Origin of the sequence: Endozoicomonas sp. 4G, assembly GCF_023822025.1 — a bacterium.
In the GTDB taxonomy this organism is placed as follows: Bacteria; Pseudomonadota; Gammaproteobacteria; order Pseudomonadales; family Endozoicomonadaceae; genus Endozoicomonas_A.
In genome coordinates this window covers 2,822,185-2,847,773 of record NZ_CP082909.1, presented here as the reverse complement: position 1 = coordinate 2,847,773, position 25,589 = coordinate 2,822,185, and the positions used below count along the sequence as shown (strand labels likewise).

At 48.7% G+C, this 25,589-nt stretch carries 27 protein-coding genes and 2 pseudogenes; 6 read left to right on the top strand and 23 right to left on the bottom strand.

Going from position 1 to position 25,589, the window contains the following annotated elements:
* Positions 1–182: 182 nt before the first annotated feature.
* The 3 genes from K7B67_RS11075 to K7B67_RS11065 all read left to right on the top strand — a co-directional run bounded on the left by K7B67_RS11075 (position 183) and on the right by K7B67_RS11065 (position 1,970).
* The gene (locus tag K7B67_RS11075) at positions 183–1,352 is read left to right on the top strand and encodes a tyrosine-type recombinase/integrase (RefSeq protein ID WP_252180390.1); all 1,170 of its coding nucleotides are present in this window, start codon (positions 183–185) and stop codon (positions 1,350–1,352) included.
* Between the two features lie 86 nt (positions 1,353–1,438).
* On the top strand, positions 1,439–1,690 hold the full coding sequence (locus K7B67_RS11070) for a type II toxin-antitoxin system ParD family antitoxin (RefSeq protein WP_252180389.1): 252 nt from the start codon (positions 1,439–1,441) through the stop codon (positions 1,688–1,690).
* The gene (locus K7B67_RS11065) at positions 1,677–1,970 is read left to right on the top strand and encodes a type II toxin-antitoxin system RelE/ParE family toxin (protein WP_252180388.1); all 294 of its coding nucleotides are present in this window, start codon (positions 1,677–1,679) and stop codon (positions 1,968–1,970) included. Before K7B67_RS11070 ends, K7B67_RS11065 begins: the two co-directional genes overlap by 14 nt.
* Before the next feature lie 16 nt (positions 1,971–1,986).
* Here the strand turns inward: K7B67_RS11065 and K7B67_RS11060 are convergent.
* The 19 genes and pseudogenes from K7B67_RS11060 to K7B67_RS23875 form a co-directional block, all read right to left on the bottom strand.
* A pseudogene (locus tag K7B67_RS11060) lies at positions 1,987–2,118 on the bottom strand (type IV toxin-antitoxin system AbiEi family antitoxin domain-containing protein); the annotation flags it as partial.
* Positions 2,099–2,344 (bottom strand): pyocin activator PrtN family protein, encoded by a 246-nt coding sequence (locus K7B67_RS11055; RefSeq protein WP_252180565.1) that lies wholly within the window; start codon positions 2,342–2,344, stop codon positions 2,099–2,101. The gene K7B67_RS11055 and the pseudogene K7B67_RS11060, both read right to left, overlap by 20 nt.
* 37 nt (positions 2,345–2,381) lie before the next feature.
* Positions 2,382–3,233, bottom strand: coding sequence for a conjugal transfer protein TraF (gene traF, locus K7B67_RS11050; RefSeq protein WP_252180387.1), 852 nt, complete (start codon positions 3,231–3,233; stop codon positions 2,382–2,384).
* A complete protein-coding gene (locus K7B67_RS11045; protein WP_252180386.1) occupies positions 3,233–3,760 on the bottom strand; it encodes a DUF4400 domain-containing protein in 528 nt (175 codons plus the stop codon). Before K7B67_RS11045 ends, traF begins: the two co-directional genes overlap by 1 nt.
* Positions 3,761–3,874: 114 nt before the next feature.
* Positions 3,875–5,698, bottom strand: a complete 1,824-nt coding sequence (gene traD / locus K7B67_RS11040; protein ID WP_252180385.1) for a conjugative transfer system coupling protein TraD — start codon at positions 5,696–5,698, stop codon at positions 3,875–3,877.
* Positions 5,688–6,884, bottom strand: a complete 1,197-nt coding sequence (locus K7B67_RS11035) for a TraI domain-containing protein (RefSeq protein WP_252180384.1) — start codon at positions 6,882–6,884, stop codon at positions 5,688–5,690. Before K7B67_RS11035 ends, traD begins: the two co-directional genes overlap by 11 nt.
* Before the next feature lie 2 nt (positions 6,885–6,886).
* Complete coding sequence (gene traA / locus K7B67_RS11030) at positions 6,887–7,222, bottom strand: TraA family conjugative transfer protein (RefSeq protein WP_252180383.1); 336 nt, start codon at positions 7,220–7,222, stop codon at positions 6,887–6,889.
* 14 nt (positions 7,223–7,236) lie between these two features.
* Positions 7,237–7,632, bottom strand: coding sequence for a TraV family lipoprotein (locus K7B67_RS11025; protein WP_252180382.1), 396 nt, complete (start codon positions 7,630–7,632; stop codon positions 7,237–7,239).
* Between the two features lie 18 nt (positions 7,633–7,650).
* Positions 7,651–8,790 (bottom strand): TraB/VirB10 family protein, encoded by a 1,140-nt coding sequence (locus K7B67_RS11020; RefSeq protein ID WP_252180381.1) that lies wholly within the window; start codon positions 8,788–8,790, stop codon positions 7,651–7,653.
* A 31-nt stretch (positions 8,791–8,821) separates the two neighbouring features.
* On the bottom strand, positions 8,822–9,589 hold the full coding sequence (locus K7B67_RS11015; RefSeq protein WP_252180380.1) for a type-F conjugative transfer system secretin TraK: 768 nt from the start codon (positions 9,587–9,589) through the stop codon (positions 8,822–8,824).
* A 26-nt stretch (positions 9,590–9,615) separates the two neighbouring features.
* Positions 9,616–10,170, bottom strand: coding sequence for a type IV conjugative transfer system protein TraE (locus K7B67_RS11010; protein WP_252180379.1), 555 nt, complete (start codon positions 10,168–10,170; stop codon positions 9,616–9,618).
* Complete coding sequence (gene traL, locus K7B67_RS11005; RefSeq protein ID WP_252180378.1) at positions 10,167–10,460, bottom strand: type IV conjugative transfer system protein TraL; 294 nt, start codon at positions 10,458–10,460, stop codon at positions 10,167–10,169. Before traL ends, K7B67_RS11010 begins: the two co-directional genes overlap by 4 nt.
* Positions 10,461–10,464: 4 nt before the next feature.
* Entirely contained in the window at positions 10,465–11,172 is a 708-nt protein-coding gene (locus tag K7B67_RS11000; protein WP_252180377.1) for a hypothetical protein, read from the bottom strand.
* Positions 11,172–11,873, bottom strand: coding sequence for a hypothetical protein (locus K7B67_RS10995; protein ID WP_252180376.1), 702 nt, complete (start codon positions 11,871–11,873; stop codon positions 11,172–11,174). Before K7B67_RS10995 ends, K7B67_RS11000 begins: the two co-directional genes overlap by 1 nt.
* The gene (locus K7B67_RS10990) at positions 11,870–12,490 is read right to left on the bottom strand and encodes a hypothetical protein (RefSeq protein ID WP_252180375.1); all 621 of its coding nucleotides are present in this window, start codon (positions 12,488–12,490) and stop codon (positions 11,870–11,872) included. The genes K7B67_RS10995 and K7B67_RS10990 overlap by 4 nt, the downstream gene beginning before the upstream one ends.
* Before the next feature lie 106 nt (positions 12,491–12,596).
* Positions 12,597–15,419: a conjugal transfer protein TraN gene (gene traN / locus K7B67_RS10985; protein ID WP_252180374.1), complete on the bottom strand. Its 2,823-nt coding sequence runs from the start codon at positions 15,417–15,419 to the stop codon at positions 12,597–12,599.
* 57 nt (positions 15,420–15,476) lie between these two features.
* Positions 15,477–15,617 (bottom strand): hypothetical protein, encoded by a 141-nt coding sequence (locus K7B67_RS10980; RefSeq protein WP_252180373.1) that lies wholly within the window; start codon positions 15,615–15,617, stop codon positions 15,477–15,479.
* Between the two features lie 59 nt (positions 15,618–15,676).
* Positions 15,677–17,323 (bottom strand): transposase, encoded by a 1,647-nt coding sequence (locus K7B67_RS10975; protein WP_252180372.1) that lies wholly within the window; start codon positions 17,321–17,323, stop codon positions 15,677–15,679.
* 124 nt (positions 17,324–17,447) lie between these two features.
* Positions 17,448–18,026: pseudogene (locus tag K7B67_RS23875) on the bottom strand (conjugal transfer protein TraG N-terminal domain-containing protein); the annotation flags it as partial.
* A gap of 178 nt (positions 18,027–18,204) precedes the next feature.
* On the opposite strand from K7B67_RS23875, the gene K7B67_RS10960 reads away from it, so the two are divergent.
* From K7B67_RS10960 to K7B67_RS10950, 3 genes are all read left to right on the top strand, one after another.
* Positions 18,205–18,789: a class I SAM-dependent methyltransferase gene (locus K7B67_RS10960; protein WP_252180370.1), complete on the top strand. Its 585-nt coding sequence runs from the start codon at positions 18,205–18,207 to the stop codon at positions 18,787–18,789.
* A 3-nt stretch (positions 18,790–18,792) separates the two neighbouring features.
* Positions 18,793–21,216, top strand: coding sequence for a DEAD/DEAH box helicase family protein (locus tag K7B67_RS10955; protein WP_252180369.1), 2,424 nt, complete (start codon positions 18,793–18,795; stop codon positions 21,214–21,216).
* Positions 21,217–21,540: 324 nt separating this feature from the next.
* On the top strand, positions 21,541–22,818 hold the full coding sequence (locus tag K7B67_RS10950; RefSeq protein ID WP_252180368.1) for a hypothetical protein: 1,278 nt from the start codon (positions 21,541–21,543) through the stop codon (positions 22,816–22,818).
* Between the two features lie 126 nt (positions 22,819–22,944).
* On the opposite strand, the gene K7B67_RS10945 is transcribed toward K7B67_RS10950, so the two are convergent.
* From K7B67_RS10945 to K7B67_RS10930, 4 genes are read right to left on the bottom strand one after another with little or no spacing between them, the layout of a single operon-like run.
* Positions 22,945–23,877, bottom strand: a complete 933-nt coding sequence (locus tag K7B67_RS10945; protein WP_252180367.1) for a biotin-dependent carboxyltransferase family protein — start codon at positions 23,875–23,877, stop codon at positions 22,945–22,947.
* A complete protein-coding gene (gene pxpB / locus K7B67_RS10940; protein ID WP_252180366.1) occupies positions 23,874–24,590 on the bottom strand; it encodes a 5-oxoprolinase subunit PxpB in 717 nt (238 codons plus the stop codon). Before pxpB ends, K7B67_RS10945 begins: the two co-directional genes overlap by 4 nt.
* On the bottom strand, positions 24,587–25,321 hold the full coding sequence (locus K7B67_RS10935; protein WP_252180365.1) for a 5-oxoprolinase subunit PxpA: 735 nt from the start codon (positions 25,319–25,321) through the stop codon (positions 24,587–24,589). The genes pxpB and K7B67_RS10935 overlap by 4 nt, the downstream gene beginning before the upstream one ends.
* Positions 25,318–25,536 (bottom strand): HigA family addiction module antitoxin, encoded by a 219-nt coding sequence (locus K7B67_RS10930; protein ID WP_252180364.1) that lies wholly within the window; start codon positions 25,534–25,536, stop codon positions 25,318–25,320. The genes K7B67_RS10935 and K7B67_RS10930 overlap by 4 nt, the downstream gene beginning before the upstream one ends.
* Positions 25,537–25,589 lie beyond the last annotated feature (53 nt).

Sequence of the window (25,589 nt, the reverse complement as noted above, 5' to 3'; positions counted from 1 at the left end):
TGTGAAACTCATACCACATGACATTGATAACAACACTATAGGGTCTGAACCCTTGATATTACGGTTTTTTTGATGCGCTTTCGGAACTAAAAACTACAATAAAACACCATAAAATCCTATCGATTGGTTCCCAAATTGGTCCCCAAAATTTTATGTTCTGAACCGTCTATTGAGGAGTTGTCGTGAGTATTGTCTGTGAGGTTCGCAAACGTAAGAAAGGAACCGTCTATAAGTTCACGGTAAAGGTCATCCGTGAGCATTTTAAAGCCATTGAGCGAATGTCTTTTCCGGACAAACCATCAGGGCGAGCCTGGGCAAAGCAGGTAGAAAAAGAAATGCTGAAACAGGCAGAACAGGAGTTGCCAAAGTATGAGTCCGCTCAGTCTCGAACCGGTGATATCACCCTGGAAACCTACCTCACCCATTATCTGGAAATGAACGACAATTTGCCGGTAGAAGAGCAGATCAGTTACCGCGACAGGCAGGCTATTCTGTTCTGGCAAAAATCAGAACTCAAAAATATCCGGTCAAATGAGATGATCGAACAGCATCTGATTGATTGTCTTATAAAGAGAAGGAAAACGGTGACAGCCTCAACCAATCACCTTTACGTATCCGTGTTGAGGCGAGCGATAGAATGGCAGAAGAGAACGGGCTATTACTTCAAGAATTTCATCACACCGAATGCGATGAAGGAGCTGTGGAAGCTCAAGCTGGTCGGGAAGTCCCAGCGGCATGATGTCAGGCCAACAGAAGAGCAGGTTTTATTGCTGTATGAGGAGCTGCTGAAAGGATATAACACAGCCCAGGGGGTGGTTCCTTATCATCACATTATGTTGTTCAGTATCTACAGCACGTTCAGGGAAGGGGAAATCTGCAGGATAAAATACAGCCAGCTGGATAGGGAGGCTGGTTTTGTCATCATCGAAGATAGAAAAGATCCCAGTAACAAATTTGGTAACCACCAGAAGGTTCCATTGCCACCTGAGTGTCTGGAAATTATTGACCGACAGCCACACTTCGAAGGAGATGACCGGGTTTTTCCTTACAAGGCCAAAAGTGTTGCTACGAGGTTTTCAGAAAGAACCAAGCGGCTTGGATTTTCCGAGTTGCGCTTTCATTCGTTCCGAAATGAAGGCATATCCCGCCTTTTTGAACAGAAAATGTCGATTCCTGAGGTGGCGCTTCGCAGTGGTCATAAAACCTGGGAGCACCTGCGGCGGTACACTCATCTCCTGCATAAGGAACCACCGGATTTATGGAGGCAGTGCAAGAGAATAGAAAATAATTACTGGGCTGAAAATGAGCTGGTGAACAGGCAGTTGCTCAAGGCTTCGATGTCGCTTTCATAAGTAATCCATAGTCTGGGAGATAACAGAAGTGCACTTTTCTCTTTTGGTGCTAATATGGTGCATATATGAACCAGGGAGAGAGTCTCATGCCCAGACAAAGTATCACGTTTACCGAACCTAATGATGAGTGGCTCAAGGCTCAGGTTGACAGTAAAGAATACGGCAGTAAAAGCGACGTGATTAATGACCTGATCAGGCAGGCCCGATCCAGGAAAAGTGAGCTCGAAGTCATTCGTGAAGCTCTGATTAAAGGCGAAAACAGCGGTATCAGCGAATTAACTCCGAAAGAAATAGCGGCCCGAGTCGTGGAGCGGAAACGTAAAAATGGCGAGTTATAAGCTATCTAATGGAGCCGCTTTGGATATCGAAGGCATCCTTGAGTTTGGCATTGACACCTTTGGCCTGGATCAGGCACTTCGCTACCATAACGGCCTGCAGGCCCATTTGTCTGAATTAGCGAATTTTCCACTGCACTACCCGGCAGTGGAGCATATCCGTAAGGGGTACCGTATGAGTGTGTACGGTGCTCACTCCATTTATTACCAAATTCAGGATGATTATGTCCTGATTGTCCGGATTATGGGGAGACAGGATATTTCTGAAACTTTTCAGGCGTAACAACTACCATCTTCTTTTACGATGCAGGATAAGGCAGAGATTGCGGAACGCTGATCAGGTAACGCTCGTCGTATCGACCATTAGTCACCACCTGACGTTTACCAGAGCCAAGCTGTATTCCGCTATGTTCAGCGCACTCCTCTAACCTTTTCCCAGGTGCTGCTATAGGTTTGGTGCCGAGTGTCGAGATAACTGGCCAGATCCGATAGTCGAATCATCATGGGCGACTTCCTGCTTTCAGTCAGCCGGACTACCGGCACAGGCAGCTGCTGGGAAGCTGCCGCTGCCTTGGCTTTTTTCTCGCAGAGACCAAAGAATTCATCACATACCTCTTCGAGGCGGACATAAGGCTTCTCGTATTTGGCAAAGAGCATCAGTTCAGTGTTCATAATATTCAGACTATGGCATTGGTTATTGGTGAGAAGTGAAGCGAGGCTTGCTGAATAGATGTATTTTTTCAGGCGGTAAGCCGTCACCCCAGGTTTCGTTGGTGATTCTGGTTTTCTGGTACTCATCTTTATTGATCCAGCCTTGTTGGTAGGCAACATCAACAAGCCGTTCCGCCAGTGCAGTCAAAGATGTGGCGCCCTGTCGTATAAGAACAATGTTGTCAGGGGGCTGCATAAGAAACAGGGCAGGGTATGTGGCGATATTCAGAGATGCAGGTGGTGACCGTTCTGTTCGACTGTTTGGTAATTCTGGTATCAGCTGTCCATCGGTTGAGATGGGAATCAGCTCAAAGCCGTATTCCATGCTCAGGAGCTGAACTGTTCTGGCCTGAATATGGCAAAGCCTGCAACTTCCCTGGTAGAAGAAAACCAGACCAGCCATCCGGGCAATCTTTCTCAAAATAATTTCTCTGGCCTTGTAAGCCGTGTCATCTCTGATTTTTGCTGCTGCGGGAGAAATTGGTCGGCGGACGTTTTCATCCAGCATAGGGTCGCCTTCGATGACTTGCTTACCGACATAGGCAAAGCGTTCTGCTTTTTCTTTTATCAGCCTGTCGAGATAGAGGTAGTTGCTGACGTTTTCTTTGCTGGGCAGGTCGATGGCCTTGTCCAGGTAGTGACCGATGTTATTTCTGATCCAGGCGGTTGTCAGTGGCTGGTGACTTTCGTTTTGATCGTTGGCTTTATTCTCGTCGGTTTCTGGCTCGGGAATTTGCTCGTACCAGAACCAGCCTTCAGAGTGGCGGCTAAACCATTGTTGTTCAGCAAAAGCAGTCACTGAAAATAATCCGATTAATAGCAGAACGAAGGGCATCAGACTTTCTTCTGCCAGTTGGCGGTCCACCATCCCAGACACAGTGCGGTCAGCCAGGCTATTCCCGGAATTAGTAAGACCGGGAGCGGCAGGGGGATGACGATCAGGTACAGGAACAACCCCGGAATCCATTTTGATGCCCGTCGGCTCCAGAGGTTTTGCAAAGGGCTGGTGTAGTGAAAATCGTGATAACGGATTTTTCGGATCAAAAGGCCATCGATAATAGCGGCAATAAACATCACGCCCCAGAATGGCAGGCACGCCAGTAACACGGAAATCCGGTAAAACAGCTGTCGAATCAGGCTAAGGAAGTTTTTGACCACACCCTGAAAGAGTTCCATGGCCTTTGCCAACCCTTCACCCGAGTTTCGATCCGGAGTTGTATGTTCCATAAGAAAGCTATGAATGCCGGATTTTACAATGGTTGCTGCATATAATTGGTTGCCGGTTCCCATGATCCATAGAGCATTCTCCTGCCCCAGCCTTTGAGCATATTGTTGCTGCTCTTTGTGCAGGTACTGGTTCATGTTTTGGCCAGAAAACCCCAGCCACAGCACTATCAGACCGAGCCCGAAACACCAGATGGTCACAGGGCTGGTTTGTTTTTGAGACGTTGTCATAAGAAAGATGAAATCGAAGGTTCAGGATTTTGGCGAGCAAAGAATCGGGATTCTGCCTTTCAGTAAACGTCCGCCGCCCAGTCGTGCTACGTATTCCAGGTTGGGCAATTCTCCCAGCAGTTGTGGCGGGAATAAATCACCGGTTTCTTCCAACTGTTGTTCGCTGAGGTTGCCGGTGAACTCCATGGGGCGATTAGCATCGGTGCTGATACCCTGGTTGCGGATAAAGTAGCGGTAACGGACCGGCGGCAGTTTATCGGTAATAAATTTCTGGGTGTCGGGGTTCTGTGTTCTCAGACAGATCAGATGGTTACAGTTGTCGATAAACTGTTGGGCAGCCGCTTTCGAGCCTAACTGAGCTTCAAAATCAGCCAGCGTCTGGGTAGCGACGTATAACCGGAATTTTGCCCCTCGACCTTTGTTAAGCAGAGACAGAAGTTGAGGGCAAAGCACTTCTGCGGCCTCATCGACAAATAGGTTGATAGGTTTGTCAGCGTTGTCGGCGTAGTTATAGCGATCCCCGGCCACGGCTGCCAGATCAGCCAGTAACAACTGACCTATGGCTTTACCCACCATAGGATCGGACAGAGAATCGAGCCCAAAATACATCACCTTGTTTTGCTCGATCAGGTGTGCAGTATGGGTACAGGGTCGCAGGTCGTCTATGTCGGTGGGATCAGGAGATAACAGTCGGGCCAGTGGACCACCTGTTAGCATTCCAAGGGCAGGCAACAGCGTTGCAATCATCTTTCCGTAATGCGCCCGGTCATGTTCAAACAGAGAGATCAGCCCTTCCACATCGGTGCAGGGTGATTCAGGCATGACTTTATTTCGATAGAAATCTATCCAACGTCGTGCAATGTGTTCGGGATTGTTTTTATTCTTAGTATCTATTCCCGGAATAACATCAGCTGCCTGAGCCTGGTGACGGGTACAGACAATGGTTAGCGCCTTAATCAGCAGTCTGGTGACTCCACCTTCCAGCCCTTGACGAATCATGACAAGGGTAGGGCGCTGACCACAGAGCAGATAGCCCTGAACCACCGCATCGACAGCTTTTTGGGCAAAGGCCTGAAACGGCGCATTATCCCCACCGGAAGGCATTAATCCGGAAATCCGGCTGGCTAATTCGCTGGAACGGTTAAAGTTCTGTAGCAGGTTGATACGAATAGAATCAGCAGGAAAGCCCGGATGAAACTTCATAAACCGGTATTGGTTGCCCGGTAGCCCACAACTTCTGAGAGTGTGGCTGGCAAGATCATGATCGCCTTTGGGATCGACGATAATGACAGGCTCATTGCGCAAAACGGCCTGAGTCACCAACAAATCAAAGAGTCGGGTTTTACCGCTGCCCGGGACACCGATCACCATGGTATGCATCTGAATCTGTTCAAGAGGCTGATATAACCGCTCTTCGTGCTCTTCCATGCCATGAATCCAGCCTGCTCCCATGGTGTTTTCGGATTTGGCTGGCAGGTTATCATTCCGTAATAAGTCCCAGGCCCTTTGCCCATGGATCCGTTGCCATTCAAACCCCCAGCCTAACCAGACACCCTGTTCCCGGTTTTTTGTTTGCAGTGAATGGCATTGTTTCGAGGTCAGTTCTAACAGAGCCAGCTTTTTCCCTTTCAACCGTTGGTGTTGCTGCCATCTTGGCAGAGCCTGTGACAGCCGGATCGCCATCATGGTTGCGCAGAAAGAAGCCGTCAGGACAAAACCAATTTGTGGCAGTGAACTGAAAAACGACAAGGTATAGGCGGTAATCATGGCGGAAAACCAGACGACTGAAGAACTCAACTCATAAACGGGCCGCCAGTTTTGCAGATAAGGGCGATCACTGATCATGCTGCTTTCCTGTAATGGATTCTGTTGACAACCATTGTTTGCACTGTCGGGAAATGTCGGGTTGCAGAGCTATGACCAGATGGCCATTACGTCGAAAAACAATCTGGTTTCCTACAGGTCTGAGCCAGCCTCTCTGGTTCCATTGTCTGAGCAGAATATCCGGCTCCGGTGTTTTCTCTGATTTGACCGCATCAGGCCAGGGGAGTAGCAGGCTTTCTTTTGCCCATTTGATATTTTCTGCGTGGAGGTTACTTATAATCTGCTTAAGCCAGCTCCGTTCATCATCCTTTTCTGCTTCTGGCTGACCCTTAACTTTCACCGGTTTCGTGATCTGGTTAAGCGCTTGCCCATGTTCAAAATGCAATTTAATGCTTTTCAAGCGTGCCAGCTCAACGGCATGGATGATTTGTGATACGCCATGACCGTTTTTTTGTCCGGTAAGGGCACTGACAAAGGTCTGCCAGAGCGTGCCATTATCGCCGTCGGGTTGCAGGGCGTTGCAGAATGCCCGGGGAGTCAGCTGTGGTAAAAGAAACAGGTTGATGGCTGTATATTCCGGTGTTAATGGTTTCACGGGATCGGTATCGCACTGTTTCCAATGGGGCGAGTATTGGGTAATGCGATGTTGCTGCAACCAGCTTCCAAGGGGTTGTTGTAAAGCTGGCCATGGCTCTGTTGGTTGCTCTGCGGATGATTGTTGAACAACAAGACAGGAGGTCATTCGGCCGCTGTCATATAAAAGGCCGGCGACACCCGCCATTAACCGCCAAAGTGGTTCCCTTGCTCTGCGTTGATCCGGATATAAGTCGTGATCCCGGTGAATTTGTTGCATGGCTGTGACAGACCAGAATGCGGTTTCCAGCGCATGGCGGATCGCTCCTGCGGGTTCACAATGATGTTGCGGGTGGGCAGGCAGGAGATGGAGCCAGTGAGTGAGATTATCCAGTGTCTGGTCAAACAACTGCTGTAGTTCTGCTGGTAAATTCAGCTGCTCGTTCAGCTGTTCCACAAGCTTTTGTTGCTGGTGGAGTATTGTCCCGATGCCTATCTGATAGCCCGCGCAGCCTGAAGCCGGTTGTATAGGCTGATGTGGTTCTGGAGGGTTATTGGGTAATGGAACTGTTTCATCAGCATGATGCGGATGCAACCAGCCATTGATAATGGTTAAAACCTTTGAAGCGGTCATGGTTACAACCCGAAAATGGAATTAATAATGGTGGGCGTCACCTGCAATCCCACGGCAGCTCCCACTCCGGTAGCAAAACCGATTAATGAGTTGCGAGCCATGCCGTAGGCCAGTCCGACCAGGACAAAAGAGATAGACAGCGTTCGTCCGAGATCCCCCTTGATCCAGCCCACCAAGCGGCCATAAATTTCCGCAAAGTCAGTGGAGCCTGTGACATTGACAGGATTGGCTGCCTGTAACTCTTGTGGCAGTAGAGAAAGAATAATCAGGGGAGCCAGCGACACTATCAGCTGCTGTCTCTCAATAAATGGTCGTCTATCAGCAAGAAGTGCAGGCATGGTCAATGACTCCATTAATCATCGGAAGGTGAATAGACAGGAATGGCAGACTGCCAGTCTCTTGGAGCGATATCCGTCATCACTACGCCACCACTGTGCCAGTTGCCCTGTTTATCAACCCAGGGCGCAATCCAGATTCTCAGGATTTGAGCCGGTGTGCGATTGGGCACCGCTTCCGGGGTTACAAGACGAGAGTCGGGTTCTGAATGGTTTTTGGGAGGTGTTGGAAACAGATCTTCAGCAGGTGGCGAATCAGTATCCTGATAAACCTGTCTTGCCGATTTACAAACACCTTTGCCGGGTTCCGGGCAGGCATACTCAGCCTCGCCAACACCAAAGAGTGAGCAGCCCTGGATAACAGGTACCAGCGAAACCATCAGAAGCAATGCTCTGGTATCGTGTTTACACATAGGTAAAGTCTCGAAAGATTAGTTTTTCAGACCACGGGTGAGAATCAGGTCTACCTTGCGTTCGGCGCTGATCTCAATGACCGGCACCATCTGGTCAGCCAGCTGCAGGTAAAAATCCGCCAGCTTTTCCAATGCTTTATTACTGCCCTTAATCAGGGAGCTTTGCAGGGCTTCACTGCCTTTTAAGCCAGACTGGAACGGCGACTGAATCTCGCCGTTCTTGTTGGGAACCACAGACAGGACTGGGACGGGCTTGATATCAAAGGCTTCACTGACACCGCTGAGAAACCCTGCCATCGCCGCCTTGGCCATAACCTGTCCTTGTTTACTGACCAGCCTGCCACGTAATCCGGCTTTGCCATCTTCCCCGGCGATATAACCCTCCAAAGGTCGTTCAATGACTTGTTCCTTGCTGTTGTGTTTGAAAATGCACGACAGGGTTTCACTGCGAAGATAAGCCCGCTCGGAACTCAGGTCGCCATAGCCCGATGCCAGAACAAAGCACTCCCTGACATTAGTGCGGTAGCGATTGGGCAAAATGGCAGAAGCTTTAATGCGGATAAGAACGGGGTAAGGTTCACGCCTTGCCCCTTGCCCCGTTGGAACATCCAGCCCGGTGATCAGCTGGCCGGAGAGCAGACTTCCTGCCGGTAAGCGTAAAAGCTTTGGTTTATCCTCTGGTTTTGAATTTAGAGTGACTGCCTGGGGGGGCGTAGTTCCCAATACCCGGATAGGTCTGGGTGGTTGTGGTGTTGCGTCATGGTAATCAGGTTCGTTGTATTGAGTTGTTGGTGATTGACTGAACTGGTTCCATTGCAAAACATCCGGAGCAGGCTTTGGCACCAAAGGCTCAGGAGTAGTGAGTGTGGGTTGAACAGGTTGATTCAGCTGGCTAATTTCCTGCTGCAACCTCTCCATTTCTTGCTGATGGGCTTCATGCAAAGCTTTCTGTTGCTGGTGGATGCGCTCCAGGTCACCACTGATACGGTTCAGGGTTAACTCTTTGGGCGGCACGCCGGTAAAGTCCACGGATGAGGTGGTTTGCTCCGGGGTTTGGGTAATACCTGAATCCTGCCGTTTACTGGTCATAAAAATCAGGGCGATCAAAATCACCGCACTACCCAGCACAATGCCATAACGCTTTATTCTTGGCGTCAAATAATGGTTGAGGGTATTCATTGCTTGAGAATTAATAAGTCAGCAGGGAAGGGCGCACTGTGGGAGCCGCTTCATAATCAGGGGTATTCAGAAGAATAAACAGCTCCCTGCGCTGGCCGGGATGCAGAGTGTTGTTCGGCCACATTGCGACAGCAGCGGTATGGCTGCCCTGACAATTTTTTTCATGGAACCTAAGCGGCTTTTCAGTGGTATTGCGGGCTGTGCCCACCAGAACACTGAAATGATGCCCCTGAACCTGCTGGCCTTTGGAGAAATCAAATATCAGGCCGTCCTGCTGGCAATGCTGAACATCGGATTGGTGCAAAACACTCAGTTCATAACCTTCCGGTATCTGTCCCTTCACCAGCTTAGAAAGCACTTCCGTGATAGCCTGCTGATAGTCAGAGGCTTCTTCAAATCGTTTTGCTACTGCCTTGTTATGGTTGATTTTTTGCTGCCATTGTTTAGATAGTGACAGCTGGATTTCTTTGGGAGGAACATCCAGCGGCGTTACCAGTAAAGAAAGGGCATGAGCTTCGTTATCGTGAGGGGTGATATACACGACAAAGGGTTCTTCTTGCTGGGAAGAGAGATAAATCACTGAACCTTCAATCCGAATGTCTGCCTGATCAATAGTGCGAATCTGGGGGGCCGAAAAAGGCGTAACAATCCGGTTCAGATGTAAACGACTGAGGGTTACAGGTTGCTGCTGACCCGGTAATACCTGCAACTTCACCGGCGCAGCTGCCAGAGTCAATGAGCAGTACAAACAGACAGCAACAACAAGCGCTTTGTTCATAAAGGATTCTCAGAATAAAGGAAAGGTTACTTCAGATCAGAATCAATCCTGATAGCAGCAAGGACAGGCCGATAACGGATCAGGCTGAACTGAAAGGTAAAAGTCTTCTGCCCAGACAGGTGCTGATGGCCTGACGAGAGGGCACTGTTACCCGTCACCCTGACCTCATGGGTGTTTTCATCAAATTCAAGCTGCAATGGTTCAAAGCTCAGGGAAACATTATCTTCCCGTAACTGATGGAACTGTCGATTTAATGTTTCATGGACTTGCCGGTACAGATTGGGTGAGAGCAGACTTTGCAGCCTGGATTCAACAAACGACAGATTCTGTGGATTCAGATTGCCCAGCAGCTCAGCCAGAGACAGACCCCACCATTTGTAATAGGCCTGCGAAGCTTCACCTGACTGAATGCCAACCTGTCCGTCCATAAACGGCAAGCTCAGTTCAACCGCCGGTTTGCGATTCAGACAGTGGATCAGCAATAGTGCATTGGTCAGCACCAATAGCAGCAGAATCAACCTGTCCACACAGAGCTGTTGCCGACATTGTTTCAAACGGCGCAGATAGTCTTGAATGGTCATTTTCGGGAAGGGTAAAAGACCCGGACATAAGGATTAGGCAAGGTTCTGGCTTTCACAAAATAAAACCCCAGCCAGTAAAGCCGGTGGCTCAGGTGCCCGTCAGGGTGACGATCTCGAAACCGGCGATAGACACGAATCGCCATCCAGCTCAGGAACATGCCCAGTAACAGCTGATCAAACCAGATACCCCAGATCAGGCCCACGGCTACCGGGTAGATTTCATCCAGAGACCAGAACAGGAACTGGATGGGGTCGTTGATGGTGCGGGGGATTTCCAATAGTAAACTCACAAAATTACTGATGGAGCCAGCACCGTGAGAGTAGGTTCTGACAATCACTGTTCTGCGTAGAAAAATTTATCTGCTTCGAAATCTCAAGACAGCTTGCATCATCTTCAAGCTCAAGCCAGTGCTTCTCTGCTAACAGGTGCTCTGCCCAATAGCCATCGGTACAGAGCAGCCAGTGAGTCCCATCACTGCAAGAGAGTTGCTGAACATCAGGCGTGTGAAAGCGTCGTGCATTCAGGCTACGAGTCAGGATATGTCGTTCAGGCTTTGAACAGTCACTCTCAAACCAGAGACCTTCAGGATTGGCAGCAGTATGCACGCTGGTTTGCCAGGCAATGCTTCCATCATTCTGTCGGGTACCCAGACGACAGTCGCCGCAATGGATAACCAGGGCCTTTGGCTCTGCTGTTCCTTTTGGGACAAGGAGAATAAGGTAGCTGGCAATATTCAACAGGTGTTCTTTGCGCAATTCTTTTTGCAGGGCTCTGAGCAGAGTAATGACAGTCTGGCTCTGTGGCATTGAGGGTGAACTAATTGCAACTATTCCTGCGACCATATAATTCAGGATGAACTGGGTAAATGCATTACCCGGTTGCCCCTTCTGAGCACCATCGACAAGCATTGCAAAACAATATTCCTCACGTTCAATGAAGAGAGCTGCATCATTGTTCATGCGTCGTTCATTACCTTGTTGACTGATCCAGTGGTAATGCATCAAAAATCACCTTCAGCGACAAGATTCAGTCGTTCAAAAATAAGCGCTTCCCGTTCACTGTCGCCTAAAGCGCAGCTTTGTATGGCGTATTCAAAATCCGGATGTTGCATTAACTGGCTGATTTCTTCAGAAATATACTGACGCAGTTCGTTCCCGGCTGCACTGATTTCATTGATGAGTTCGGGGCGACCATCAAACAGGTTTAACAGGTCTTCTATATCGCGACTGGCAAGCGGGTCACCATGCCCACGTCCTCGATAGGCTTCCAGTTTGGTGGCAATAAAATAAACCGGCTTAACCAATCGAATAATAGTGTTATCACTCAGGGCGTGTTGTTCTGACGTAGACAGGGCATCCGGATACCAGCGATTTGAAAATCCAAGAATGCCTGCATCGTCGGGCATAAAATCAACTCTCATATCGCCCAGGCGCATAGCGCACAAAGGGTCATCTTCTTCGGTGCTATGACGAAAACCTTTTTGTTGCAATACAGCCTGTAGGTCAGAAAAAGAAGCGTGTCCCATGACATGGACAATCAGGTCTACGTCATCAGTATGACGCACCTGCTCAAGACTGAAAGCATCGGTCAGCAATAGGCCGGTGGTGCAACCTCCCACAAAAGCCATTTGTTGCAACAGGTCAGCCCCCAGTGCGGTGGCGACACGAATAAGCATCTTTTGGTGTTGATCAGCATGACTCATTTTGTCAGCCCCAAATAGTTTTCCAGCCTGCGGATGGCCAGGTTGCGTTCTCTGGGTTGACCCATACGGATAGCATCCACCAGGGCCAGTAACACATAAAGAGCGGGGTCTTTCCGAATAGCGTAGGTAGCAGATTTAAACAGCGGCTCAATCCCCTGACCTTTGCTGAGCCCACGGGCATCTGGCCAGACAGGAACCAGCTTCCCGGCACTCATGAGTTTATTATCAAAAACAGGAGCAATCAGCGAAGTAGTGATTCCTCGTGTTACTGCGCCCGGTGAGGCTGGGAAAACAAATTTCAAACCATACACAATAAACTCAAACAGGGACTTTCGGTTCACCGAAGGAACGCCCGATCGCCGGTCTTTTTTTGCCAGTCCCACGCTATAACAGCGATTTAATGCCAGGTTAACCTGAGATTTACTGATACCGGTCATCTGAGCCAGCGTGCGAACTCCATAAGAATCAGCAGCATCAAGAGAAGGAGACTCTGCACTATTTTCCTGTTCCTCACTCCAGTCTTGCCATGAACCTACTGGGATAGGGATGATCGACTGGTTTTCTCCAAGGCTTAGGCAATAGAGTTTTAGTAATAAACCGATATCCTGACCTTTCATGGTGCTCCCTTTAATAGCTGTCCCGTGTCCTAGGACATGGGACATGAAATATAAAGAAATTGTGGTTTGAAACCCTGTTTTTGTCAAGAGAGAGCCATTGACCGACTCAATGGTGACTGGTATGAGAGCGAAGCTGATGTACTTTTTCATTCTGATAATGATTGAGTTGTTCCGGCTTAAGGTTCTTGTATCTTGCCTCCAGTCGCTTCCTGCTATCTTCCCGGTGCTGGTCGAAATCCAGCCTTGACCCTTTGCCTGTCAGTGTTTCCAGATTGAGCTGCTTCAGTGTGTGGGCATTCAATTCCGGCAGTTTGTTTTGCAGCTTTAAAAGTGCCAGCCATTCGCTCAGATCGATTCGATTCCAGTCTACCGTTTGTAAGATTTCGGGAGTAATGCCAGAGCAGTCCGGGTGCCTGGCTGAACTCCAGCCCATGTTCAACTGCTGTCTGATTTTCACCTGCAGAATGCGAGACAAGGGCGAGTTGAAACAGCAGTAGCTGTTGTACTCCATGCTGCTCAATCCCAAAAACTTGCTTTCCCTGTAACTGCCGACTTTGTGACAGGTTTTCATTTCTCGTTTGGCGGCCAATTCAAATTCTTCGGCTTCACATTTATTGGTGATCTGGATAATCAGTTTGGTCATGGTGTAAGCCGTGTAGATCATGGTGACAGCACTGATTGCCGAGGTGATGGCCGGGTTCATAATCAGGGTTTGCTGGCTGAGCTGACCGCCCTGAGAAGCCAGGTTGTTACCAACCGTTCGAAAAAGCAGATTGGTGGCATCTTCGCCCAGAATTTTATGGACGACTTCTGCCATCTTTCGCATCAGTTGTTGCTGCATATTGCCGAGCATTGTCTTCTGAGCTTCCTGCGACAGTTCTCCGGCAATGGGCTTGGCGGTTGCGGTTTGGGCATGAACTTCAGCGGGTGTCGGCCAGAGCTTTTCTGTGAGCTTTTCCCAGCTTTTGCTCATGTCTGACCACAGATTCTTTGCAGGCTGGCTTAGCTTGTTGATGCCCTGTATCAGCGGTTCCCGCATTTTCTGATATGACCCGGTCAGCTGATTGGGAAAGTTACCTTGCAGGTGGATTGCTGATTGATCGAACAGGTAGCCCATCAGCAGCAGGTTCATATAGCTGGCAAAATTCACATTGGTAGGTAGATTGCAGCAGTCCACCATATTGAAAATGCCTTGTTTGCAGGTGCAGGACTTGCCATTGAATACCCTGCAACCTGAACCATCCTGATTGCACTGCATATCATGGGCCATATGTTTTGCAGCATGGAGACCGCTGACCGCACTGGCAAAGTCGGTGTTATCCGCATCGGTAATATTGGCCTGGCACTCGCCCAACATGCACTGCATGGGTTGACCTTCGCAGTGAATACTTTCTTCGATACCAATCTGGTTCAGGCTGCCTGTGTAGCCGCAGTCATATCGCTCTGCGCGGGTATAACAGATGCCAGACTTTTCTCCTAAACAATGGCTGTCCAGAAATTCGCAATTCGGATCGTTGGCGTACTGGGCACAATGATCAGGAGGATACTGTGATGATGTCGTTTTGTAGTAAAAACAATCGGCTTCAGCCCTAGCGGTTTTGCAGTCGGCTGATAGTTGTGGTGAGAGACTGGATTGCAGAGGAATCACTTTACCGTGAAGGGTATGTTCTGCATCGCTCATCGTCTCAAGGCACTGGTAAGTCAGGCTGCACAGTCCATCTTTTTGCCATTGTCGCATTTCGTTCAGCTGATCCAGTGCAGATGAAGGAACCCAGCGATCGTCTTCTATCAGCTGGCTGATATCGAAATAAAGCCTGATCAGCGCAAAGCCTTCGCCATCGTCGCCAACGGAGGTTCGAATTTTGAAAGTGACCTGACCGTTCGCTGTATTAAAGACACTTTTATCCAGCGAAACCGGGCTGTGCAGATAAAAATTAGCATCCAGCTCACACCTGCCGGGGCTTTCAGGAGGGAAGTCAGGACTGCTCTGCCAGACCTTTTTATTGTTAATCCAGACTTGCAGCCGGTCATCCCAACGGGCTTGCTGGAGCACTGCACGACTTAAAGCCTGTGGTTTGGGTAATGTCACCGTGAAAGACTCTTCCTTGATACAGCAACGGCAGTGATAGTAGTTATCGGCTCCCGCATCTTTGCCTAACCGAATCTGTAAACAGCCTTCTTGATCTGATGCGCTTTGACAGCTGTTCATGCCAGCCAGCGCTGAGCCAGAAATGTAGTCTGCAAAGGGTTTAAACCGGATGTTTCGATGCAAGGTTGCACTGTTGTCTGTCACCACAGCCCTTGTGCATTCACGAATATCAGGGCTGTGCACTTGATGATCTTTTTTCAACACCAGCTTTTTCTGATAATCACAGCCTTTAAAGTGCTGCCGTAAACGAGCGATGGTGGCACTGATTTCACTGTTCTTATCGTATATGGGATTGCCCTGAATATCGGAAGGCCACTGCTTCTGTTTTGACCAGGTATTGGGATGTTGCAGGCCATTAATACTCTGTTCTACAGGGTGGAGAATCCTGTGTTCGTTGGCATCAGGGTAATACCGGTCCGGTGTCTGGTTCAATAAACGCCAGGCTTCACCTTCCGGGGATGGTTCGGTTTCCAGTTGTTGTGCCCGCTGCTCACCAAACGACTGCAAGCCATCGAAATCTTCATTCCGATAATAACTTTCCAGCTTCCGGCGGTGAGCATTGTCTGAAGGTGTTTCCATCATCAGGTTGGGTACCTGGTTGGCAATAGACTGAGGGTTTCGTGTAATCGCTTCGGATTGCTGGTCAATCTGGTTGAGCCAGTGTGAACGGGTATATTGCTCAAATGTGTGAATGGCTTCCCGAGTGGTTTCTGCCATCGCACTGTGAATGCAGAAAACAAATAACCCTACCAGCAGGTGGTAACAGGCAAACTTTGTCATTGGCTGGCAGTCTGGCAACAATCCCGATACTGCCAAAGCAGATACATAGCGTCGTCTTTAGCCAATGGGTGACGATGCATTCCCCATGTGGCAGCCGAAGCCCCGATCCAGTGGGCTTTTTGTTTTTCCGGCTCCGGCCAGAACATACTCATTTTGTACTGGCTTTTGGGAAGCCAGGGAGTAATCCGGCTGTGGCATTGCGCCTCTTCCCCTACAGTCTTTCTGCCAAGCCCAATCCGGTGAATTTTGGTAACTGCTCAAAAACCGTAGGCAGAGCTACCCACTCGTTGAGCTGATTTTTGACGTATCATGTCAGACAGGCGGGGAATTAACCCAGTTCCTGAGAGTCGATCTTTCAGATATCGAGAGAACGACACGCCATGTAGCTTGCATGTCTTTTTCAGGCTTGCGAACGTGTCCCGGCAACTCCGCCCGATTGAGCTTCGGGTACCTCCACTAACCTTTCGCCGCTTTACGTACTCCCTGATCTGTCTCTCGCTCAGGTTATTGTGCAGTGGCAGCCATGGATACTCCAAAACCAACAGTAATTCCTCCCGAGCTCTATGAAGCTGGCCCAGAACAGACTGAAGGTCAGCATAATTAACCTGTGTAGTCACCCAGCCATCAAAGTCTTGCTCAAGCTGAGCCTTTCGGGCCGCTGTTGGAGCCGAACAATACGCCTCAATGTCGTCGTATAAATGCCAGAACTGCTTTTCCATCCAGTCACGGGCAGCTCGCTCCTGCTCATTGGCAGGAATCAGTTTTGCCAGTGGACGGCTGGCATGGAACCAACACAGGGAATGCTCAAATGCAGTATCGAACTGGCGAGCACCATCACTGTGTATGATCATGGCCTCAGGAAAGCCATTGTTCAGAAGACCTGCTTTGAGAACCGCTTCTGTTGCCTTGCGGCGTTGCTCTTTGGCGAACAGCTTGTGATCATTCAGAAAGGCTTCCCAGGCAGAGGTATCCAGAAAGTGGGTTTCACCATAAGCAGACAGGATATCAACCCACTTGCCGGTCATCTCCACCTGCTTCATGTAGTCAAGTGCAACGGAGTTGAGTACGTGAGATCGACGCTTCCCCTGAAGCAAAGTCAGGAAATTAATGCGACTCTTGCTGGCAGTTGAAGCGAACACAGTAAAGGTCTCATTGCCGATCACAGTACAATAGCCGTTTTTGCCATCATGCCTGGCCCCAGTGTCGTCTACGAGCAGCGCACGGGAACAGGCAATACCTGCTTCGAGAATTTCTTCCCGCTCCTGGTGAAATGACTCGTGTCCATGTATCAGCAAGTCATTGAGTTTTCCCTCGGAGATTGGACAACCATGGCTATGTAACCAATCCAGCAGCAAAGGCTGGGTGACACTGCAAGAGTGATAAAGATCAAGCACCATGGCGGTAAGGTTGTCTCCAAAGCGACCTTTAACATGAGCGGGCAAAGGAGCAATGACTGTTTGGCTTTCGGGTGTGATCCAGACCTCACGACGGTAGCGTGTTGTCGTGAACTCCAGGCTCACATCAACATGGGTAAAGTTTTGATACCCCTTGCGTTTCCAACTATCTTGCACACCTTCTGCCAAGCAAATTTCGTCCCTGACGCTAGAGGGAGAAGGCTTGGCGGTTTGGCCGCGCTCTTGCGAACGGGGTCGCTTACTCTTTGGTGGCGATGTGTTATCAGAAGCTGGGGCTGGTTTGCCATCTTCGTTGTTTTTACCGTCTTCCGGGGCTTTTTTATTCGGGCGAATTTTGGGTTGCCCCTTGAGTTTTTTCAGGTGCCGGATTTCCTCACGCAGGGAGGTGTTTTCGGTGGTCAGCTTGTTGACCTTGTTGAGCAGGTTGCTGACAAGGGTTTTGAGTTCGCTGACTTCAGTTTCAAGTGCTGAGGTTTTCGACGGAGCCATGGGGTGGGATTATGCCTGATCAGAATGATCAAAGTATTGATATCAGTGGGTTGACATGCCTACAAATTTTGAGCAGTTACGAATTTTGGCCAAAGCCCGTGTTGCCAGCAGACTGGTGTTATCACTAAAGTGCCCGTAGGTGCTGGTAAAACCCGACGTTATTGAACACTTCATGCACCGTTTTGAAATTCAGATCAATGCCAATGAGCGTGCACTCCTTGATATAGTTTCGCCACGACTGAGCCAGTGCTGGTTGGTTCTGAAACTGACTCATGGCTTTGCTGCGAGCTTCCATCATTCTGGTCAGACTGGACAGGTAACCGTTATGGGTAAGCTTTGCGGTATCGGTACTGTGGAAGGTTTGCTCAAAGGTTTCTGTGAGTTTCCAGGTAAGGGTTGAAAGCATACTGGCGGTCAAAGCAATGCCAAACGGAACATGATCGACCTTGCGATTGGTGTCGGTGTAAACATCATAAATATCCACGTCGATGCCCTTGTAACCCCCCCCCCCTGAATTCAGGTACCTCAACGAGTTACGAACATGGTGAACAATGCGTAACTGAACCTGAGCCTGAGCCTGAGCCTGAGCTTTTGGGTAGACAGTATTGATGGCTTCAGGAAAACCTGATGGCCCATCAACACAGGCAGTGAAGATGTCTTCAAGTCCCCCGGTTCTGAAGCTCTGTGGGCATTGAGTGTAGTGGTTATAGTTCTCCGGTCAATATTTACGCAACCCTGATAAGCTATTAGCCGCATATTCGTGTCCTGTGAAATATAGCCACTTCAGGACAACAACATGATTTTTTAGATTTTCTATTGTCCAACCCCTTCCCTTAGTGTCATCATCAACCCCATCGATTTTTTAGTAGCCATGTCACCCTATGTCTAAAACCATTGCCTTCTATGAGGACAATTCAGATTCTTTCTATAACTCCACTGTGAGCATCGATGCACAGGCATTATACGACCAGTTTCTACCATTATTGCCTGATCAGGCTCATATACTCGACGCGGGGTGCGGTTCTGGGCGAGATTCTCTGGCTTTTTTGAAAGCTGGTTTTACGGTTACTGCATTTGATGGCAGTAGCAGTATGGCTGAACGGGCTGCTTGTCTGACAGGGCTGGATGTCAAATATTCATTGTTTTTGGATTACCGTCCTGAAGTAAAGTTTGATGCTATCTGGGCATGTGCCTCACTGCTTCACGTTCACCTTCAAGATTTGCCACTGACTTTCTCTCACCTTGGTAGTTTACTGAAACCAGATGGACTGTTTTACTGCTCGTTCAAGCTGGGTAGTGGTGAAGAAGTACGGGGGGGAAGGCATTTTACCCATCTCGATGAAAAAGGTCTTGAGAAGGTTCTGGCAAATATTGACTTGAACATCGCCAGAACCTGGGTAACCCAGGACTTACGGGCTGGCCGTGAAAATGAACACTGGTTAAACGCCATTCTGAAAAAGGTTTAATCCATGGATGTGGGACCTATTGGGCCACCTAGTTTTGCTCTTCTGACTACCGGCGGGCTGGACGATCCACTACTGCCCAAGTTGGTAGATGCTATTAATCGGGCACGGAAAATTGAGATTACGGTGGCCTTCATACGCAGCAGTGGTCTGGAGTTGTTGTTTAAAGCTTTATCCGATGCCGTTGAACGTGGTATAGCCACAAGGCTGCTAACTTCTGACTATCTGGATGTTACAGATCCACAGGCCTTACGGAGGCTGATGCTACTGAAAGAGCAGGGCGCAGATATTCGCATTTATCAGTGCGATGGTCAGCAAAGCTTCCATATGAAATCGTATATTTTTATCCATACAGAGAAAGACGATTTTGTTGAAGGATGTGCTTATGTGGGTTCCAGTAATATCAGTAAAGCGGCATTAACGACTGGGAATGAATGGAATCTCAGGTTGCAATGCAGTGGCTATTTAGATGATCTTTATGTTCAGCAATTTGCTCATATCCGTCTTCAGTTTCATGAAATCTTCAGTCATGAACTTGTTCAGCCTTTAAGCCATGAATGGATTGATAGCTACCTGAAACGTCGTCGTAAGATGCAGCTTGTAGCTGTAGATGCTGAAGAGTTTATTGAAGCGCCACCAACACCCACTGAGATTCAGACTGAAGCATTGCAGGCATTGCAGCAAACCCGGAACAACGGCTACCAGAGAGGGCTGGTGGTGCTGGCAACTGGATTGGGTAAAACCTGGCTGGCGGCGTTTGATACTCAACAATGTCGGGCAGAGAAAGTCTTGTTTGTTGCTCATCGAAAAGAAATACTGATTCAGGCACAGCAAACCTTCGTGCGAATTCGTCCTGATGCACGCACTGGTTTTTATAATGGTGAGGAGCGTAATAAAGAAGCCGACATGCTGTTCGCTTCAGTGAAAACCCTTGGACAAATGGAGCACCTGCAACAGTTCAGCAAAGATCATTTCGATTACATTGTTGTAGATGAGTTTCACCATGCTTATGCCAAAACCTACCGTGATCTTCTCAAGCATTTTGAGCCAAAGTTTCTTTTAGGGCTGACTGCGACGCCTGAGCGCACGGATCAGGCCGATGTTCTCAGTCTTTGTGATAATAATCTGGTATTTGAACGTGATCTGATACATGGCATAAATGCCCGCCTGCTGGCCCCTTTTCGCTATTTTGGCATTAATGACAGGTATGTCAATTATAAAGAAATCCCTTGGCGCAATGGCAAACTTGATTCTGGAGCATTGGAAAACGCCTTTGCTACCCACAGGCGGGCACAGCATATTCTGGAGCACTGGCAGGAGAAAAAACAGAAAAGAACGCTCGGGTTCTGCATCACAACACGTCACGCTGATTTTATGGCAAGTGTATTTGTTAAAGCGGGGTTCCGGGCAGCAGCCGTTCACAGTGGCTCTGAACTTCGTCGGCATGAAGCCCTGAACCAGCTTGAAGCCGGAGAGCTGGATGTACTCTTTTCTGTCGACTTGTTTAATGAAGGGACTGACCTTCCAGCGATTGACACGGTGTTGATGCTTCGTCCTACAGAATCAAAAATCCTGTTTCTGCAACAACTGGGGCGGGGGCTGCGACTGCATCAAGGCAAGCAGCATCTGGTAGTGATTGATTTTATCGGTAACCATAAATCGTTTCTGATCAAGCCGGTTGTTCTGCAAAATTGTCATTCTGTTCGTGAGGTTGCAGAACAAATTTCACAACAGCGGATAACTCTCCCTGATGGCTGTTTTGCCAACTATGATCCGGAAGTGATTGATTTTCTGGAGCGTATGGCTCGCGCGCAAAATGCCAGCATAGTGGATGAGTATCAATCCCTGAAATCATTGCTCGGCTATCGTCCCACCGCCACAGAGTTTTATCATTATCTTGCGGAAACGGGGACTAACTTCAATAGAGTTCGCTCTCAGCATGGCAGCTGGTTCAAGCTGCTTGATCATTTGGAAGAGTTGAATACATCCGAGTCGGAAGTGGCCAATACTCATCATCAGTTTTTACTGGATGGTATAGAGAAGACGAAAATGGATAAATGCTTCAAGATGATTTTGCTTGACGCTTTCCTGGAACTGGATGGTTTTATCTCGGCACCGACCACAGAAGCACTGGCCGCCAAAAGCTGGCATCTGCTTAAGCGCCGACCAACGCTGTATAAGTCTGAACTACCCGACAGACAGCAAGCAATGTCCGCTGAAGATAACGGCTGGCATAGTTACTGGAAAAGAAACCCAATCAAAGCGTTTGCTGGGAGAAAGGATACTTTTTTTGAAGTCAAAGAAGAGCGGTTTACTTTCAAAACGGATGTGAAGCCGAAGCATCGGGATATTTTGCATCAGCTGGTGCAGGAACTGGTGGCGTTGAGGCTGGAGCAATACTGTGTGAGGAAGGAGCTGCGACAAAGGTAGTGGTCATTAATATCAGGGCACGTAATTTTCAAAAAAATGCTCCTGAACCAAATACTCACCTTCAGCCTCATAAAGCCCTTTCTCAACAAACTGAATCCTGGCCCCGGGCTGAAACCGTTCAAGTACGAACAGAAACTTGCCGAGGTAGCGTAAAAAAGTGTCCGGAAAACTCATGCCGTATCACATTCGTTCCTTGTTCTGTGCAAGGCGGTTACTTGTGTCCTGAATTCTGGTATTTTCACGGCAAAGAAACCTCCGACCTCTCTCCAGATTTCGACTAACCTGATTTTCCAATAAACATTTCAACGGCTGGTAAAACAGGCTTTGCTATTAAAACCATTGATTTTGACCTTGGTCATTGCCTTTTCCGGGCATTACTCTCATGGCCAGACTCAGGAGAATAGGTTGCCTTTGCGCTTCGCTCTGGCTGTTGGCAAGGAGCTGATCAACGCCCCGAAGCCCTTTATTGAGATCTTATCCATAAAAGGGGTCTACGTTTCGGGCGTTAAAACTATTCTTCTCCCTCTTTTCCCAGTCCGGGACGTGCTACCAGAACTTGACTCTACGGCTAAAGCTATCGCCACTGAGATAAACGACAGCGATATACCACGAATTTGCCTCGGTGATGACGTCCTCTTAAAGCCAGATACTCGCTATTGCTTTTCTCCCGACTCTGGCGAAGCTAAGGTTCACAGCCGGGCAGCCTCTGATAGTGGTTCTGACAGTGAAGACAGCAGCATCTCTGATAAAAGCAGCGACAACCGTTCAAACGAAGATGAAGCTAATGCTGAACCTGATGTTCAGTATGCAACCACAACAGTTAATCCCTTTCGGGTACCCAATGAAACCAGTCAGTATTGTACGGCTCTGGCACTGAAAAAGATTAAGGAGGAGCCTGTTGCAGACAGTGAAATAATCACAAACGGCACCTTTGATGAAAGCGGCGACAATCGCTTAAACGAAGACGAGTCTGATGTTCAGTATGAAACCACAACACTCAATCCCTTTCGAGTATCCAATGAATTCAGTCAGTATGGTGCGACTCTGGCACTGAAAAAGATTAAGGAGGAGCCCGTTGCAGACAGTGAAATAATCACAAACGGCACCTCTGATGAAAGCATCGACAACCGTTTAAACGAAGACGAGTCTGATGTTCAGTATGAAACCACAACACTCAATCCCTTTCGAGTATCCAATGAATTCAGTCAGTATGGTGCGACTCTGGAACTGAAAAAGATTAAGCAGGAGCCTGACTCCGACCAGACTGGCCATCTGAAAAAGCACGAGCAGCCCCATCTGTGTGACTACCAGAAACCCAAGAAACCCAAGGTACACCAGTGTGATCATGAGGGCTGCGACTACCGCACTGATCGGACGAACAATCTGAAAAAGCACAAACAAACCCACCTGCCTGCCGACCAGAGACTTAATAGACCCAGAGTGCACCAGTGTGATCATGAGGGCTGCCACTACCGCACCTATGAGATCGGTAATCTGAACACGCACAAACAAACCCACCTGCCTGCCGACCAGAGGCTCAAGAGAAAAGCGTCTGACCAGCCGCCATTTAACCAGAAAAGAAAGAAGGGTGACAAAGAATAATCTGCCTCCCAACCACCTACTGTGCCACCAACCAGGGCGACAACCGTAAGGGCATCCAGTTTTTCAGGTCACACTGAGCGGTAGATTTTTAATTGTTGATGTGAGTGTCAGTTCGTTTTTGCCCGTTTAGAATGACCCATTACTCCTAAAAAAATGTTCCTGAACCAAATACTCAGCTTCAGCCTCATAAAGCTCTTTCTCAACAAACTGGATCCTGGCCCCGGGCTGACACTGGGCCAGCACCCTCAAACTTCTGGCCGTTATACAGCCTATCTTCGGGTAGCCACCAATAGTTTGCCGATCCCGCATCAGGATGATGGGTTGACCATCTGCCGGAATTTGAATAGCCCCAAGGGCAATACCTTCTGAGATCAGCCGGGTATTTTGGCAATGAATCGCTTCGCCTTCGAGACGGTACCCCATACGATCCATCTGTTTACTGAGGGTATAGGTTTTACCAAAAAAACGACGGCGCTCCTGCGGGTCAAAAAGCTCATATTGATAGCCTGGAATCACTTCAAGCGTGACGTCCTGTTTATAGACCGGGATAAAATCTTCCGGCACCCGCCGTGTAATTCGCTTTTGTCTGGGTGAATAAGGAACTCTGTCGCCCTCTCTCAATGGGCTACCCTGACCATCCAATCCGCCCAGCTGGTCACGCATGACGGTTGCACAGCTTTTCAGAACTTCTGGTACCGTAAAACCGCCACTGACAGCCAGATAGGTTCGTAAGCCGGATCTCGCCCCAGCAAGAGACAGGGTGTCACCACCACAAACATTAATGCTCTCCCAGTTACGAATCGGCCTGCTATTGAGCTGTGCAGATATATCAGCACCTGTCAGAGCTATCACGGTATCTGCCAGAAACTCACAGGAAAACTGCCCAATAGTGATTTCAATCTGGGCGCATTCAGACGCATTATCCAGCAGTCGGTTACCCCATAGAAAAGCATGTTCATCCATTGGGCCACCCGGACTGACTCCGATATCCTGAAAACCCTGTCGGCCACGATCCTGAATCAAACTCAGAATACCCGGTTTTAAAACTCTGAGTGTCATACTGCCTCCATGCCAGGGTGATCCTGAACAGAGAAAACACCACCCAGCTCCAGATATTTTTCCTTGCTGACAGGTATAAATTTAACCTTCGCCCCCATTTTAAAGACTGTCAGATTCTCACTCTGGTAATCAATCAGGCCAACGGGTGTACGGCCAATGATTTGCCAGCCTCCCGGTGATGGCCTGGGATAAATAGCCGTCTGCTGTTCGGCTATTGCCAGGCTACCCTGGGGAACCTTCAGCCGTGGGGTTTTCTTGCGGGGAATGGCAATGCGCTGATCGGTATTCCCAAGGTAAGCAAAGCCCGGGGCAAACCCGATCGCATAAACGCGGTAAAGGGTTGACGAATGAATATCAACAATCTGGTCAAAGCTGAGACCGGTGTGGGCAGACACTTCTTCAGCATCCAGTGACACTTCCGGGCCATAGTAAACGGGTAACTCAATCACGTCGGTGGTCGTAAGGTTCGGCCCCGAGTGCTCTGCAACAACCAGAGCCTGTTTTAATTGTTCGACAAAAGTCCTTAAATCGATAACGACCGGATCAAAGCTGATCAAAATGGATGTATAGGAAGGAACCATATCAACAAGGCAGGATCCCAGTTCTTGCCGAATGATCGGTATGACACGGGCAATAGCGTCTGCTGTATCAGGGCTGACAGTATCCGAGAAATAGACAATCACGCTGTTTTCATTAACCGGGCATATGTTCATAAGCTGGTGGCTTTTTGATGCAACATTTTCGCAGTTGGCAGTGCGGCAGGAGCATCACCATGAATGCACAAAGTGTCCACTTTAATGGGAATAACCTTGCCTTCGATGGTAGTCACCGTTCCCTGGGTCATTATCTGGTCTGTTTGTTGCTTGATCTCTTCCAGCGTGGTCAGAGATGAACCGGCCATGGTGCGAGGTACCAGACGCCCGTCATTATCATAAGTTCGGTCAGCAAAGGCCTCAAACCAGAGTTTAATGCCCATGCTGTCTGCAAGAGCCTGATATCTTTGGTAATCAGGTACAGCCATGACGACCAAAGGCAAGGGTCTTTTTAAACTCTTGAGCCCCTGCAACAAAGTCATAAACACTTCATCGTCTTTCATCATGCTGTTGTAGAGTGCGCCATGTGGCTTGACATAGTCCAGTGTCGTATTTTCGCTGTCACAAATAGCTTGAAGCGCACCTATCTGATAGATGAACAGTGCTTTTAGGTCTTCCGCAGCCATGGCAATATGACGACGGCCAAACCCCTGAAGATCAGCATAACCCGGATGAGCCCCTATACTCACTTGATGTTCATAGGCCAACCTGACGGTTTTCATCATCACAGAAGGGTCAGAGGCGTGCATACCGCAAGCAATATTGGCCATGTTTAGATAGGGCATGATGACCTCATCACAACCCATCTTCCAGATGCCAAAGCTTTCTCCCATGTCGCAGTTTATTTTCACGTTTTTTCCTCAAATGGACACTTACGAAATTGGACTTGTCTGGCTTTCCACAAGTCAAAGCTTTCCTGAAGTGTCATCCAGCTTTCAGCAGAACCACCCAGTACTTCGGACAGTCTAATGGCCATTTCCGGTGAAACACCTGACTTTTCATTCAGCAGACGATTGAAAGTACTTCTGGCCACGCCCAGTTGGTCGGCAATTCTGTTAGCGGTCATTGAGGTGAATGGCACAATGTAGGTGCGGTAGATCAATGCCCTGGGTGAGGTGG

Bases quoted from the DNA above. Each gene is read 5' to 3' on its own strand.
- K7B67_RS10990 (WP_252180375.1), bottom strand. From the start codon at position 12,490: ATGAAAGGTCAGGATATCGGTTTATTACTAAAACTCTATTGCCTAAGC.
- pxpB (WP_252180366.1), bottom strand. From the start codon at position 24,590: ATGAACATATGCCCGGTTAATGAAAACAGCGTGATTGTCTATTTCTCG.
- traA (WP_252180383.1), bottom strand. From the start codon at position 7,222: ATGCCTGCACTTCTTGCTGATAGACGACCATTTATTGAGAGACAGCAG.
- K7B67_RS11000 (WP_252180377.1), bottom strand. From the start codon at position 11,172: ATGCATTACCACTGGATCAGTCAACAAGGTAATGAACGACGCATGAAC.
- traN (WP_252180374.1), bottom strand. From the start codon at position 15,419: ATGACAAAGTTTGCCTGTTACCACCTGCTGGTAGGGTTATTTGTTTTC.
- K7B67_RS11035 (WP_252180384.1), bottom strand. From the start codon at position 6,884: ATGACCGCTTCAAAGGTTTTAACCATTATCAATGGCTGGTTGCATCCG.
- K7B67_RS11045 (WP_252180386.1), bottom strand. From the start codon at position 3,760: ATGAACCAGTACCTGCACAAAGAGCAGCAACAATATGCTCAAAGGCTG.
- traF (WP_252180387.1), bottom strand. From the start codon at position 3,233: ATGCCCTTCGTTCTGCTATTAATCGGATTATTTTCAGTGACTGCTTTT.
- K7B67_RS11025 (WP_252180382.1), bottom strand. From the start codon at position 7,632: ATGTGTAAACACGATACCAGAGCATTGCTTCTGATGGTTTCGCTGGTA.
- K7B67_RS10960 (WP_252180370.1), top strand. From the start codon at position 18,205: ATGTCTAAAACCATTGCCTTCTATGAGGACAATTCAGATTCTTTCTAT.
- K7B67_RS11070 (WP_252180389.1), top strand. From the start codon at position 1,439: ATGCCCAGACAAAGTATCACGTTTACCGAACCTAATGATGAGTGGCTC.
- K7B67_RS10930 (WP_252180364.1), bottom strand. From the start codon at position 25,536: ATGACCGCTAACAGAATTGCCGACCAACTGGGCGTGGCCAGAAGTACT.
- K7B67_RS10980 (WP_252180373.1), bottom strand. From the start codon at position 15,617: ATGCCACAGCCGGATTACTCCCTGGCTTCCCAAAAGCCAGTACAAAAT.
- K7B67_RS10975 (WP_252180372.1), bottom strand. From the start codon at position 17,323: ATGGCTCCGTCGAAAACCTCAGCACTTGAAACTGAAGTCAGCGAACTC.
- K7B67_RS10955 (WP_252180369.1), top strand. From the start codon at position 18,793: ATGGATGTGGGACCTATTGGGCCACCTAGTTTTGCTCTTCTGACTACC.
- K7B67_RS11015 (WP_252180380.1), bottom strand. From the start codon at position 9,589: ATGAACAAAGCGCTTGTTGTTGCTGTCTGTTTGTACTGCTCATTGACT.
- K7B67_RS11065 (WP_252180388.1), top strand. From the start codon at position 1,677: ATGGCGAGTTATAAGCTATCTAATGGAGCCGCTTTGGATATCGAAGGC.
- traD (WP_252180385.1), bottom strand. From the start codon at position 5,698: ATGATCAGTGATCGCCCTTATCTGCAAAACTGGCGGCCCGTTTATGAG.
- K7B67_RS11010 (WP_252180379.1), bottom strand. From the start codon at position 10,170: ATGACCATTCAAGACTATCTGCGCCGTTTGAAACAATGTCGGCAACAG.
- K7B67_RS10995 (WP_252180376.1), bottom strand. From the start codon at position 11,873: ATGAGTCATGCTGATCAACACCAAAAGATGCTTATTCGTGTCGCCACC.
- K7B67_RS11055 (WP_252180565.1), bottom strand. From the start codon at position 2,344: ATGCTCTTTGCCAAATACGAGAAGCCTTATGTCCGCCTCGAAGAGGTA.
- K7B67_RS10945 (WP_252180367.1), bottom strand. From the start codon at position 23,877: ATGACACTCAGAGTTTTAAAACCGGGTATTCTGAGTTTGATTCAGGAT.